Annotated in this window: 9 protein-coding genes; 6 read left to right on the forward strand and 3 right to left on the reverse strand. The window is 55.3% G+C overall.

Annotated elements, in window-relative coordinates; all coding sequences use genetic code 11:
- The 3 genes from AOY23_RS03580 to AOY23_RS03590 all read right to left on the reverse strand — a co-directional run.
- The coding region (locus tag AOY23_RS03580; protein ID WP_054181314.1) for a DUF6531 domain-containing protein at positions 1-3,480 on the reverse strand (3,480 nt) is incomplete at its 3' end.
- Between the two features lie 68 nt (positions 3,481-3,548).
- Positions 3,549-5,666 carry a type VI secretion system Vgr family protein gene (locus AOY23_RS03585; protein ID WP_054181222.1) on the reverse strand — a complete coding sequence of 706 codons (2,118 nt, stop codon included), beginning with the start codon at positions 5,664-5,666 and terminating at the stop codon, positions 3,549-3,551.
- Positions 5,667-5,931: 265 nt separating this feature from the next.
- The gene (locus AOY23_RS03590; protein ID WP_054177470.1) at positions 5,932-6,834 is read right to left on the reverse strand and encodes a carbamate kinase; all 903 of its coding nucleotides are present in this window, start codon (positions 6,832-6,834) and stop codon (positions 5,932-5,934) included.
- Positions 6,835-7,161: 327 nt separating this feature from the next.
- Here AOY23_RS03590 and AOY23_RS03595 point away from each other — a divergent pair, with 327 nt between their 5' ends.
- The 6 genes from AOY23_RS03595 (at position 7,162) to AOY23_RS03615 (ending at position 14,112) form a co-directional block, all read left to right on the forward strand.
- Positions 7,162-8,385 (forward strand): MFS transporter, encoded by a 1,224-nt coding sequence (locus AOY23_RS03595; RefSeq protein ID WP_054177471.1) that lies wholly within the window; start codon positions 7,162-7,164, stop codon positions 8,383-8,385.
- A 13-nt stretch (positions 8,386-8,398) separates the two neighbouring features.
- Entirely contained in the window at positions 8,399-10,066 is a 1,668-nt protein-coding gene (locus tag AOY23_RS03600; RefSeq protein ID WP_054177472.1) for an acyl-CoA synthetase FdrA, read from the forward strand.
- Positions 10,067-10,082: 16 nt separating this feature from the next.
- A complete protein-coding gene (locus AOY23_RS03605) occupies positions 10,083-11,345 on the forward strand; it encodes a YlbE family protein (RefSeq protein ID WP_054177473.1) in 1,263 nt (420 codons plus the stop codon).
- 40 nt (positions 11,346-11,385) lie between these two features.
- Positions 11,386-12,276, forward strand: a complete 891-nt coding sequence (locus tag AOY23_RS21495; RefSeq protein ID WP_072170913.1) for an oxamate carbamoyltransferase subunit AllH family protein — start codon at positions 11,386-11,388, stop codon at positions 12,274-12,276.
- The gene (gene allS, locus AOY23_RS03610; protein ID WP_054177474.1) at positions 12,176-13,105 is read left to right on the forward strand and encodes an HTH-type transcriptional activator AllS; all 930 of its coding nucleotides are present in this window, start codon (positions 12,176-12,178) and stop codon (positions 13,103-13,105) included. Before AOY23_RS21495 ends, allS begins: the two co-directional genes overlap by 101 nt.
- A gap of 146 nt (positions 13,106-13,251) precedes the next feature.
- Positions 13,252-14,112: a small-conductance mechanosensitive channel MscS gene (locus AOY23_RS03615; protein WP_054177475.1), complete on the forward strand. Its 861-nt coding sequence runs from the start codon at positions 13,252-13,254 to the stop codon at positions 14,110-14,112.
- Positions 14,113-14,180 lie beyond the last annotated feature (68 nt).

Consider the following 14,180-nt stretch of genomic DNA (forward strand, 5'->3'; position numbering starts at 1 on the left):
CGGCAACCGGATAAGTTGTTGCAGATTGCCGGGGTTATCCTCACGCAACATATTCCCCCACTCATCAAATTCTGCGCTCCAGACTATCTCCCCGTTAGCGTTAATCAGCGCCAGCGGCAGGCCTCGGTGGTCGCAGTGATACAGGTGGATTTTCCGTTGCGGACTGTACTCTGGCTCTATCTGGTTTTTCATCTGCTCCGGCGTCAGCCCGCACTGCGTCAGCCATTGCCGGCTTTGCCCGCTGACCTGGTTCGCCTTCAGTTCCCGCTCCAGATTATCCAGCATTGCCACCAGTTCCGGTACAAACACCATTCCCGCCTCCTGCTGGTGTTTTTCCGCCAGCGTGCGGCGGCGGGCTTTCGTCAGCTCTCCGGTTGCGGTTTCAATGCGGATTAATGGTGTAAAACTGCCCGGCAGATACACCGTCTGGATACGGACGGTGTCTGTCTGCATGGTGGTCAGCCGGTCGCCATCCCAGCCGTACCATACGGTTTCCTTCAGTTCCGGCTTTGTACACGAACCATCGTCACAGACCGTACATTCCCATATCCGCTTACCCGTGCGGCGGCCCGTCGGGTCATAGATATACCGGCTTTCCGTCAGCAGACTGCCGTGCTGCAACTGACGGTAATGCGTCAGCCGGTGCTGGTTATCATAGCCATAATGATGAGAAAGGCTGCCACGCGGACGGGGGCGACGCTCACCCTTTTCAGTGAGTCTGCCGTGTTCATCGTAATGGTAGACATTATCCACATCCTGACCGGTACGGTTATTCCGGAAGTTATCCGGCAGCATCGGGTATTCATCCCGCTCCGCTATCCGGTTGCCCGCCGGGTCGGTCAGGGTCCACTGCGTCAGGTCATGATGCGCTGATTTAATATGCGTACTGCGCAGCCGACCGGCGGGACCGTACTGATAATCACGCTGTTCATTCAGCCCGCTGATGCGGACAAGATGCCCGTCAGCGCTCCAGATGTAGTCACGGTTAAGCCGGGGAATGTTCAGGTGGTGGCTCTGTAACATGCCGCCCGGCGTGTATGCCGTGGTCAGTTCGTAATTACCAAAGCTGCGTTGCGTCTCGCGGTGCAGGCGGTCACGGGTAAAGTCGAGAAGTGGTTCATCACCAAGTTTCATGCCAGCCAGATAACCGCTGCCATACGTCAGCCATTCCAGCGGGGGCAGGTTATCCGGTGTGATGCGGTTCAGTAGTGCGCTGTCGTTGTAATCGTACCGGGTGTCATGCTGCCACACCAGTTCACCCGTGTCCGGGTGATGCACCCTCTGGCGTTCGTGGACAGTACGGCCCTGGTCGTCGTGCCCGTACTGCACAGTGACGCGGTGCCCGTCACTGACGTGGCTGATTTCAGCCAGCCAGCCGCGCTCACTGTAACGCCACTGCTCCGCCGGTTCATCATTCACCGTGCGGTGCGTCAGTCGGTCTGCTGCGTCATAGTGCCAGCAGGTAATGAGGCTGTCATCTTCACTGCGGATGAGCAGCCCGGTGGCGCTGTAGCCGTAACGCTGCGTCCTGCCGTCAAAACCGGTTTCCTGCGTCAGCCTGTCCAGTACATCATAAGTGAACGTTGTGTGGCTGTTGTTTTCATTCGTGAGCTGCGTGACCCGGCCTGCAGCGTCGTATTGCATCCGCCGCGTCAGCCCGTCCTGTGTGCTGCTGAGGATGTGGCCCCGGGCGTCATGCGTGTTTTCGCGGCGACTACCGTCAGGGAGTGTGGTCGCTGTCAGATCGCCAGACACGTTGTATTCATAGTGAGTTTCGCGTTCCTGTGCATCTTTTACACAGGTCAGACGGCCCCGGCTGTCATACGTAAGGAACTGACTGACACCTTCTTCCCGGTGCACTGCCGTCAGTTGCCCGAAGCGGTCGTATTCATAGCGGGTTTCATAACCGGAGCAGTCGGTAAAGGTGAGTAACTGACCGTAGCGACTCCAGGTCATATGCTTCCGGCTGCCGGTGGCATCTTCGGTGGAAGAAGGATATTCGCTGCGCGGATTATCATAAAAATAACGGGTCGTACTGCCGTTGCGCAGGGTTTCAGCCGTCAGTCTGCCGTGGTCATCATATTCCTGCCGGCTCTGCAGCCCGTCAGGGTGGACCGTGCTGGTCAGCTGGCGCCGGGCGTTATAGCAAAACTCCGTCAGCCTGCCATCCGGTGTGACGAGCGCCGTCAGTTGACCTGAGGCGGGGCTGTGCCGGTATTCGGTTTTCCGGCCCGCCGCATCCGTCTGCGCCAGCAGTCTGCCGGCGATGTCAGTGTCGTTGCGGGTGATGCTGCCGTCGGCATGCTCCTTTTTCACCACCCGTTTCATCCCGCCGTCGCCGTCGGTGTGCAGTACCTCCCGGCGGCCCAGACTGTCGGTGACAGTGACGCGATTGTGTTCATAAACATAGGAATAACTTAAGCCTTCCGGATTATGCTGCGCCGTCACGCGCCCGGCAACGTCATACCGGTAGCTGGTTTCCGGCCTGCCCGCATAGCGGTGTGCCACCATCCGTCCCGGATACTGCATGTCATAGGTCAGGTCGTGAACTGAAGTACCGCTGCGGTCATACACCCTCGCCAGTTCACCCCGGGATGAATATTCATAACGCACCAGGGGAACGGCGGGCAGGTTATCCGGGTATTCCGGGTCGCGGGACAGCCACACTTCGGCGAGGCGAACGCCACTGTCTGCGCCATAACCCGTGGCGGGGGGCGCGTCCTGACAGGCGGTCAGCACCAGCCGGAAATGGCGGCCTGCACCGTCTGTCACGGCGGTAATGTTTCCGGAGAATGCGCCGGATGCGGCGCGCTGGAAAGTCATTGTCCGCCCGAAACTGTCCGCCAGACCGGTCAGCACCCGGTACGGCGGCAACGGGGCGGGCAGCGCTTCCTCCGGCCCGGCAATGCGCTCAGACCAGCCCAGGATCCACCAGGGACCCTGAAGGCTGTTGGTTGCAAGATAAATATGCGGGCTGATGCGAATATCCTGCGGCAGTGTCTGCCAGAGTGTGCTCAGCGGGTTACTGTCGTGCAGTGCCGGGACGCCACCCCGCGCCAGCCAGAAGGACTCGCTGTGGCTGAAGGCCGTTTCCCCCGGAAACAACGGATGAAAATGAATACTGCGCCCGCCATTGTCGTTGAGTATCAGTTCCGCATCATGTATCTGCAGGCAAATATCAAAGGGCGCCTTCCAGCCGGGGCCGAACACACCCACCGGGGCAGGTGTTCTGGTCTGGTAGCTGCTGTAGGTACGCGAGAGTACAAACGGCAGCGGGCCGGGCAGGGCAATATCGGTTTCGCCGGGCAGTACCTTTGCGCCCAGCAGCGGATTGACCGGGTTGCCGGAGGTCATGCCGCCCGGACAGACCGAACAGGCCACGCCGGTCGGTGCGCCAATCATCACCCCCGCCGAGCCCTGGATTATTGGGCCACCTGTCATGGTGCCGTCACCCTGACGTGCTGCCGGTTTTCCGATCATGTTCCAGTCCTTCTGTTTTGCTGAATGTAATGCTTATTTTTTATTTATCGTTTTGTACTGTCGCGGGCTCAGTACTGCCGCATATCCGGCGACGAACTGCCGTTTTCTTGCGGCGCTTTCGGTGGGTCTTCTGCAATACCGCAGTTCCAGTTGATCATCAGAGCGTCGCCGCTGATGGTCTGCATACCCTGGAGGTTAATCGCAGTACCGTTAAGAAATATTTTGCCGTCCTGCGTCAGCACCAGCCGGGCCTGCCCGCAACGCAACTCCAGATGTTCCCCGGCGGAATAGACGGCCACCTTCCCGGTACTCTCGGTTTTGCTTTTACCCACCGTAAAGGTGACATTCTCCCCGACGCTGACGTTATAACCCTTACCGACCAGCAACGACTTCTGTATCCCCACTTGAGAGGACTGTGTCAGCGCCACCGAGGTATTCATCACACCGCCTACCGTGGTCTGGTACGCCACACCCACCGTCAGTGCACGGACCACCCCCACCGTTTCTGCCTGGTTCAGGCCGACAGTAATACTCTGGTTCTGCCCCACGGTCTCTTTCTGGTTCTGCACCACCGTCTGCACCTGGTTCTGCTGCACGGTAATAACCTGGTTGCCGCCAATGGTTTCGGTATGGTTCACTTTCACATCGGTGGTGCGGTCATTCAGCACTTCGGTATCCATATTCTTCTGCGCATGGATATAAACCTGCTCCTGGCCGGTGGCGTCCTCAAAACTCAGCTCATTAAACCCATCCCCTTTATAGGTTTTGGAACGAATGGTCATCTTCGTTTTTGTGCCCGGCAGGTCTCCGGGAGAGCGGTTATCTTCATGGTAGGTGCGGCCCATAATGATGGGCTGGTCAGGGTCACCATTGAGAAAATCCACAATGACCTCCTGACCCACGCGGGGAATGGCCAGGTTGCCAAAACCGGCCCCGGCCCAGGCCTGGGAGACACGGATCCAGCAGGAACTGTCTTCCGTGCCGCCGTGATAACGGTCCCACAGGAATTTCACCCGTATCCGTCCGTGCTCGTCACAGAAAATCTCTTCCCCTGCCGGCCCGGTGACCACCGCACTCTGCGGACCATCCACTTTCGGTTTTGGATGGGGTCTGGCACGCCAGGTGCGTTCTGCGGGGATGACAGTGAAATGGTTGGTGAGTGAGGTTCCGGCGCCCTGATTTCCGTGTTGAGCCTGAGGTTGTATGCCTGTCAGGGAACTGCTCACCACCTGCCATTCCCGGTTGAGACTGACAGACGGATGTCCGGAAAGGGTGAAGCGGGTTCCCGGCCACAGTCCGGGTGAATTACTGACACCGGTGGCCGTTTCGGCACCGCTGCGCCAGCCTTCCATTCTGTAACGGGTGAAATTCTCTCCGTGCTGCTCATCCTTGAAGCGGCCGGGATAATCAAAAATCTCGTACTGTGCCCGCTGGCCGTTCAGGTTGTCGGCTTCATGGTCATAAATACCCGGCCAGTCGGGAACCTTGAAGGTGTAGTCCTGGCTCTGCACAGAAGAGGGACTGACGGTGGCTTCATAGCGGAACACGCTGATGCATTCTGTTGAAACGTCCGTTGTGGTGTTCGGGTTAAAGGCGACGGGGTCAGTCAGGCATCTGAGTCCGGCGACGTTATCGCACAGCGTCAGTTTTTGTTCCGGTGTATCCGGGGCAGATTTGTCAAAAAAGAAGATACCTTCCTCAGCCCAGAGACGGGTCAGGAACGCGAGGTCTGATTCACCGTACTGTACACAGAATTCACGGGGCGGATGGTCATCGTTAAACCCGTCAGTCCAGTCAGTGACACCGTTTTCCCTGAGGAGGATGTCGGAGACAGCCAGGATATCCTGTTGCTGGAATATGCGGAAATTCTGCCGCAGGCTGCAGCGCCAGAGGGGAGGGCGAATGACGAAGCGGTACAGCATCTGCCAGCCATTATTCTCTTTTGTGCCGAAGGTGGCGATGACACCGCTGATATGGCGCAGCACCTGCTGCCCCTGCCAGACCGTAAGGGTGGCGTTTTTTTCGAGTAATGTTTCTGCGGTCTGCCTGAAGGAATCACTGGCGACGTCGACATCAAGGACAAACGGAAGTGAATAGTCCTGTTTTAAGCCGAAGCTGATGACAGCGAAAGTATCCGGCTCCTGGCCATCCACTTCGAGAGTGAAGCGCAATCCCTGCTGTGGCATGTGTTTGTCCCTGTCTTATTTATGAGCGTGATGAATAACGAGAAATTATAAAATAAACATATAAAACAATGCGTTACGTCGCTGCGATGTTTGCATGAGCCCGGGTGGATGAATGTGATCTGTGTCACAGGAAAGAAAGTTTGTTTTAGGTGGTTATTAAGCAGGCGGGCGTTAAAGATAAGAAAATAAGAGCGCTATATAATGATTACATAAGCGCTCTTATTGCCGTTTGGTATTCGCACCTTATAACTATCTGTAAATCATTTTAGCGAATGCAGGTGCCTTTTTCGCCAGTCAGTACGTAAGGCGCATCTTTTAGCGCACCAATAAACGCTGGTTTTCCAGTTTGTTTCACAAACTGGATCACTGCCGCCGCTTTTGGCCCCATCGCACCGTCCGGGGCGGCGAATGGCATCAACTCTTCGACGGTGGCATGGCGAATCGCCCGCGCCTGCGGTGTGCCCCAGTCCTGATAAACGGCATCAGCGTCGGTCAGGATCAGCAGATAATCCGCATCAATGGATTGCGCCAGCACTGCCGCGGTTAAATCTTTATCGATCACCGCTTCAATCCCTTTGAAACCGTTCTGTTGCGCCACCACCGGAATGCCACCGCCACCGCAACAGATCACCAGATGTCCGGCTTCCATCAGGGTCTTAATGGCGTCTGAATCGAGAATTTTAAGCGGCGTCGGCGAGGGAACAACGCGACGAACATACTCGCCATCGGCTTTCACCTGCCAGCCGTGTTGCTGCTCCAGTGCGGTTTTTTGATCGGCAGGATACACCGGGCCAATATATTTTCCTGGCGCAGAAAAGGCGGCATCCTGCGGATCCACTTCCACCCGGGTGAGCAGCGTGGTGACCGGCGGTGCATCCGCGTACTGCGACAACCCTTCGGTGATGGCAAAACCAATCATGCCCTGACTTTCGGCAACTAACACATCCAGCGGCCAGGCCGGAGATTCTTTATATGCCGCATTCTGTAATGCCAGTAAACCCACCTGCGGCCCGTTGCCGTGCACGATAACCAGTTGATAATCCCGCGCCAGCGCGGAGACTATGCTGGCAAAGAGTTGAATGCTGCGCTGTTGGTTTTCTGCGCTTAACGTTTCTCCACGCTGAAGTAATGCGTTGCCGCCGAGGGCAATAACCAGTTTCTTTTTCATTGTTGCCTCAAAAAATATAAAAAGTATTTCGATGACAAAATAATATCCTCAGCGCTTTTATTTGTGATTTATTCGGCAACTTAAATACCATCAAAAATAACTCAGGAATTATCTTGGTGCGGTGGCGTTTTATTTAAAATTATTTAAAGATGATTGTTAGATTTTTTTTAATAATAATGAGCCGTACTCGCAGAAATTTATAACAATGATTTTAGTGTGACTTTGCTCAAATGAATTGATGTTCATGGCCGATAAGTTAAAGACAGTTTAAACATCAATCCCTGTAAACAGGGGCGTTAATACGGTTGTAATTACCGGGGAGTGCTTATGTCTCAAACATCCGAGGTGACAGAGGTCACACAACGAAAAGGGATCCCAGCCTGGTGGGTGACCGTTTTTCTGTTCTGGCTGGGGTGGATCTTTATGTATGCCGATCGCACCGTACTTAACCCTGTGATGGGGGAACTGGAAAAAGAGTTTGGTTTAACCGGAACACAGTTAGGGATATTAAATTCCGTGTTTTATTTTTCCTACGCTTTACTTCAGGTACCCGCTGGAATTCTTGGCGATAAAATCGGTAAAAAGAAAGTGCTGGTACCAGGGTTTATTCTGTTTGGCGTATTTACGGCGGTGACAGGTTGGGCGAAAAGCTGGTATACGTTGCTGTTTGCCCGGGTGGTGACCGGGGCGGGGGAAGGCACTTACTATGGCCCGCAGTATGGCCTGTCGTCTGAGCAGATCCCCAAAAAATTCCGTTCGCTGGGTAGCGCCATTATTAATAGCGGAATGGCGTTTGGTATTGCGCTCGGCCTGATGACGTCGAGCTGGCTGGTCTATGATCAGGGCCACTCCTGGCGGATGCCGTTCTATGCCATGGCGGTGCCTTCTGTTCTCGTCGGCGTGGCTATCTGGTTATTCGTTAAAGAGAAAAAACGCACCACGGATGAAACCGGTCAGGCGGTGAAAAAAGGCAAATTTAGCGACCTGCTGAAAAACCGCAATCTGATTATCACCTATATTATGGTGTTCTGCAGTCTGTTCGGATTCTTCGTTATTCTGACCTGGCTTCCTTACTATTTACAAAGCGAACGTGGAATTGCCGGTAGCGAAACAGGATTTATTTCATCGCTGGTAGCATGGATTTCTATTCCTGGTGCGCTGTTGTTCTCAAGCCTTTCTGACAAATTAGGCAAACGTAAACCGCTGATTATGTTCCTCGTGCCGGTCGCCATTATCAGTATGCTGTCGATCGTCTGGATGCCGAATATGACTGGCGTCATTGTCGCTCTCTGTGTCTATGGTCTGGTCGGTAAACTGGCCCTCGATCCGGTACTGGTTGCACTGGTGGCAGACAGTGTGGATGAAAATAATTACAGCACCGCATTTGGTCTGTTTAATTTCATCGGCATGAGTTCTTCAATTCTGGCTCCCATTATTGCTGGCGCGGCCAGGGATATTACAGGAAGTCTGGCTTCCAGTTTTTATGTCTCTGCGGCGCTGCTGGTTGTCGGTCTTATCGGCATGCTGTTTTTAAAAGAAAAACGCTCATAAAGAGGTAGCGGTAATGATTTACGCCTTTATTAAGAAGGGAAGTTTTCAGGACTCGGTGAGCCTGATGATTATTTCCCGCAAACTCAGTGAACGCCCGGAAGTTGATCAGGTTTCGGTCATGATGGGAACACCGGCAAATAAGTCGATGCTCGATTCCACCGGTTTCTGGCACGACGATTTTGCCGGGGCGACGCCGAATGACATCTGCGTCGCTGTGCGGACTGAACAGGAGCAACCCGGGATCCTTGAGCTGATCCGTGAGCAACTTGAAAAAGAGCTGAGCGAGATTGCCAGCGCGTCCGGCAATTCCCGTCAGCTTATCAAAGCCCGACGCTGGGAGAGTGCGTGCCAGAAACTGCCACAGGCCAATTTGCTGCTGGTGTCAGTTGCCGGTGAATACGCCGCCGACGTGGCGCGGGAAGGGCTGCAGGCGGGCAAAAACGTCATGATGTTCTCTGACAACGTACCACTGGCGCAGGAAGTGGAACTTAAGAAACTGGCACAGTCTCGTGGGCTCATCGTGATGGGGCCGGATTGTGGCACAGCGATGATTGCCGGTAGTCCACTGGCGTTTGCCAACGTGTTGCCCTGCGGCGACATTGGCGTCATCGGTGCCTCCGGGACAGGGATTCAGGAAATCACCTCGCAGATTGCACTGCATCAGCAGGGGATCACCCATGCTATCGGTCTCGGTGGACGCGACCTCAGTGCTGACGTTGGTGGTATCAGCGCTCTGACAGCGCTGGAGATGCTGGCGGCTGATGACGCTACACAGGTGATCGCTTTCGTCTCTAAACCTCCTGCGCCCGCCGTGCGCGAACGTATTCTCACCGCCATGCAGCAGCTGAAAAAACCGGTGGTAGCGCTGTTCCTTGGTGCCAGGCCAGAACATCGTCGTGAAGGCAATGTCTGGCTGGCGAACTCATTGTCGGATGCGGCTCATCTGGCCGTGCTGTTGTCTCGTGTGGCGCAACAACGGCAGGCGCAATCCGAGGTTGCTGGAAAAACCATTTGTGGACTTTATGCGGGCGGTACGCTGGCTGCCGAAGCGGCAATGCTGCTCTCTGCCAGCCTGAATATCCCGTTAAGTGCGGAACACCCGAACGGCGTGATGCTGGAAAACGGTGGTCATCGGATCATTGATCTCGGGGATGACAGTTATACCCTCGGTCGCCCGCATCCGATGATCGATCCCACCACCCGTAGCATCGAAATTGAAAAACTGGCGGCCACACCGCAGATCGGCGTGCTACTGCTCGACGTGGTGCTCGGCTATGGCGCTTGTGACGATCCTGCCGGTGCGGTGGTGGACGCTATTGAGAAGGTCAATGCGAAGCGCGGCGCGACGGCACCGCTGGTGACTATCGCCACGCTCACCGGAACTGAACAGGATCCGCAGGGGCGTAACGGACAGGCAGAAAAACTGCGCGCTGCCGGGATTGCCGTTGTGGAAACGCTGGAGGAGGCCGTGCTGTTGGCCGTGAGCCTTACCCAACCGCCGCAAAACCCGCAGGACAACGCACACTTTACCCTGCTTGATGGCGTGCAGGTCATCAATGCTGGTCTGCGCAGTTTCGCACTGGATCTACAGAGCAGCGGCACCCCGGTGGTGCACTATCAATGGGCGCCTGTTGCTGGTGGCAATGCGCGTCTCGCCAGTTTACTCAAACAGTTACGTTAAGTTCAGAGGTACGGATATGTATTCATCTATTGCACAGGCTAATGAAGCCATTATTGAGAGAATCAAAGCGGCGCGTCCACACTGGATTGCGGTACGTCCGGCAAAAGAGGCAGTGCCTGTGCTGGCTCAGGGGCGTAAGTTGCTGCACGCTGGTCCACCGATTGTATGGCAAGAGATGACGGGACCGATGCGTGGCGCCTGCATTGGCGCGGCGATGTTTGAGGGATGGGTTACGTGTGAAGAAGATGCGGTAACACTGCTGGAAAAGGGAGAAATCGAATTTATTCCGTGTCATCACGTGGGTGCCGTCGGTCCGATGGGAGGGATCACCTCAGCGACCATGCCAGTGCTGGTGGTGCGCGATGTCGTTCACGGCAACCAGTCCTGCTGCAACCTGAATGAAGGGATTGGCAAAGTCATGCGTTTTGGTGCTTATGGCGAAGATGTGCAGCAGCGCCTGCGCTGGATGCGCGATACGCTGGCACCGGTGCTTCAGGATGCGTTGAGCCAGATGGAAAATGGTGTCGATCTGACCGCCATGATGGCGCAGGCCATCACCATGGGGGATGAATTCCACCAGCGTAATATTGCGGCCTCTTCACTGCTGCTGCGCGCGCTGTCGCCGGTTATCGCCCGACTGAATCGCGATAAAAACGAAATCGCCGATGTGCTGCAGTTCCTGAGCGTGACCGATCAGTTCTTCCTCAACCTGGCGATGGCCTACAGCAAAGCGGTGATGGATACCGCGGCAGAAATCAAAGCCGGCTCGGTGGTGACCGCGATGACGCGTAATGGCCGAGAGTTTGGGATCCGCGTCAGCGGTACAGGCGATCGCTGGTTTACCGCACCGGTTAACACTCCGCAAGGGCTGTTCTTCACAGGCTACAGCCAGGAGGACGCTAACCCGGATATCGGCGACAGCGCCATTACCGAAACGCTCGGTATTGGCGGCGCGGCAATGATCGCGGCACCCGGTGTTACACGCTTCGTGGGCGCGGGCGGCATGGGTGCGGCACTGGAAACCTCCGAAGAGATGGCGGAGATCTACCTCGACCACAACCCGCTGTTCCAGATCCCGTCCTGGGATTTCAAAGGCGCGTGTCTGGGGCTGGATATCCGCCGTGTGGTGGAAACGGGCATCACACCGCTCATTAATACCGGGATTGCCCATCGCGAGGCCGGAATTGGCCAGGTCGGTGCCGGTACCGTGCGTGCGCCGTTGCTGTGTTTCGAAAAAGCCTTAGAAGCGCTGGCGGAACTGCATCACATCAGTGCCTGACAGTAAGAGGGGGCGGCATCGCCGCCCCGGAGCGATCACGATGAGAATTGCAATGGCGTCGGCAGGGCTGGATCGCCTTGCTGAAGGGCAATGGACACTGCACAGTCGTTTCACTCAGGCAGTTAATTTCAGTCACGCCAGCGGAGCGCTGCTGACCTTCTACCGCTACGGGAAAGGCATGGGACCAGTGGGTATATTGCTTTCCACGCACGATTTCGCCCGGCTTTCCATGGTGACGGCGTTTGAAAAACAGGGACAGACGTTATTCATCAATGGAATGCCGCTCAGCGCCCGACGCGTGCTGACGCTGACCATCACACCCGGTTGCCTCGTGCTTCCGGATCTCTCTTCGTTCTGCGCTGTCAGCGGCTTGTGTGGTCCGCTGCATCAGCTATCTCTCAACGCACCGCCATGCCAGTCCCTGCTGCAGGGGTTGCAGCGATGGTCTTGCGGAGAAAAACCTGACTGGCTAGCGTTAACAGGGCTCGGACCTGGCTTAACACCCAGCGGCGACGACATGTTAGTGGGGGCAATGGCCGTGCTGTTTGCTTCACAATTTTCATCATATATTCAGCAACATCCCTTTTTACCCTCTGCCGATCAACTTGCATTATTAACAACGTCGGTAAGCTGTAGCTATCTTAACAGTGCACGCGTTGGGGCGTTTTCCTCTCCAGTGTTACGCGTCGTGCGCCATTTACAACACGGGCGCGACCCGCTACCTGCTATCCGGCGTTTGCTGGCTGTCGGGCATACTTCGGGGGCGGATATGCTGGTGGGAATGGTGGTTGCGCTGAAATGGTTACAGATGAGTCCGCGCAGGAGTAGGCATGCTCGATCAGGAAACGATTCGTACATTTATTCGGGTAGCGGAGACAGAGAGCTTTTCCCGCGCCGCCAGCTCGTTACACAAAACGCCCGCCGCGATTAGCTACCGGATCAAAACGCTGGAAGAACAGGTAGGTACGCAGTTGTTTCTCCGTACCACACGATCGGTCAGCCTGACCCTGGCTGGTCAGCATCTACTCGAGCATTGCCGCCAGTGGCTGAACTGGCTGGACGCCATGCCGGATGAGCTTCAGCAAATTAGTGAAGGCGTGGAACGGCAGATCAATATTGTGATTAATAACCTGCTGTATCAGCCACAGGCCGCGGCAGATTTACTCACCTGGTTACATCAACAATATCCCTTTACCCGCTTTCAGATTTCCCGCCAGGTATATATGGGAGTGTGGGATTCTCTTCTGTATGACGATTTTCATCTGGCGATTGGCGTGACGGGGTCTGAATCTCTTTCCAACAATATTTCATTATTACCGTTGGGGGAAATTGGCTGGCAATTTGTCATTGCCGCGTCTCATCCGCTGGCGCAACATCCGGCGCCAGTGTTGTCCGACGATATTTTGCGGCGCTATCCGGCCATCAATATCGAAGATACCTCGCGGACCTTAACGCGGCGTGTCGCCTGGCTGCTCAGCGGGCAAAAAGAGATCAAAGTGCCGGATCTCAGTACCAAGCTGGCCTGCCACTTAAGTGGGCTGGGTGTGGGCTTTCTGCCTGAGCGGATGTGTCGACCGTATGTGGAGTCCGGCGCGCTGGTGGTGCGGGATGTGATCAACCCGCGACGGCCATCGCCATTATCAGTCGCCTGGAAAGTGGCCGAAAGCGGGAAAGTCGTCAGTGAGATTGCGGCACTATTTGAGACAAAAAACGTGCTGATTAACGGTTTTCTGCGCATGGTCGACAGGCCATTCATTTAATAACCATGCGAGCGGTTCAGGCTCGTCCATCATGTGCGTCTATTTTGAAAAATGGCATATTCCGCCGTTTTTGTTTACCTTTAAAAATAACATTTCGTGATCACGATCTCATTGATGTTTACATGGTTATTTTAAAGGAAGAGTAAATGGAAGATTTAAATGTTGTCGACAGCATCAATAATGCGGGTTCCTGGCTGGTGCGCAACCAGGCGCTGCTGCTGAGTTATGCTGTCAACATCGTCGCGGCGCTGGCGATTATTATCGTCGGTATGATTGCAGCGCGGATTATCTCCAACACCGTTAATCGCCTGATGGTGTCGCGTAAAATTGATGCCACGGTCGCAGACTTTCTCTCCGCGCTGGCACGCTATGCAATTATCGCCTTCACGCTGATTGCCGCGCTGGGACGCGTCGGGGTGCAAACCGCTTCGGTGATCGCGGTGCTCGGTGCCGCGGGTCTGGCCGTGGGTCTGGCGTTGCAGGGGTCACTGTCTAACCTCGCAGCGGGCGTGCTGCTGGTGATGTTCCGTCCGTTCCGCGCGGGGGAATATGTCGATCTCGGCGGCGTGGCGGGCACAGTGCTGAACGTGCAGATTTTCTCTACTACCATGCGCACGGTGGACGGCAAAATCGTGGTGATCCCGAACGGGAAAATCATTGCCGGTAACATAATCAACTTCTCCCGCGAGCCGGTGCGCCGTAATGAGTTCATTATTGGCGTGGCATATGACTCGGATATCGATCAGGTTAAACAACTGGTGCAGCAGATCCTTGAGTCTGACGATCGCATTCTCAAAGATCGTGAAAGAACGGTGCGCCTGAATGAACTGGGCGCGTCGTCGGTGAATTTTGTGATCCGCGCGTGGAGCAAGAGCAGCGATCTGCAGGAGGTTTACTGGGACGTGCTGGAGCGCATCAAACGTGACTTCGATGCCAACGGTATCAGCTTCCCGTATCCGCAAATGGACGTGAATTTCAAACGTCCGAAAAAGGACACCGCAGAGTAATGACATAAAGGCCGGACATCCGGCCTTTTTCTTACCCGCTACTATTAGCAATGCTTATTGCTGATTAA

This window comes from Trabulsiella odontotermitis, from assembly GCF_001297775.1.
Taxonomy (GTDB): domain Bacteria; phylum Pseudomonadota; class Gammaproteobacteria; order Enterobacterales; family Enterobacteriaceae; genus Trabulsiella; species Trabulsiella odontotermitis.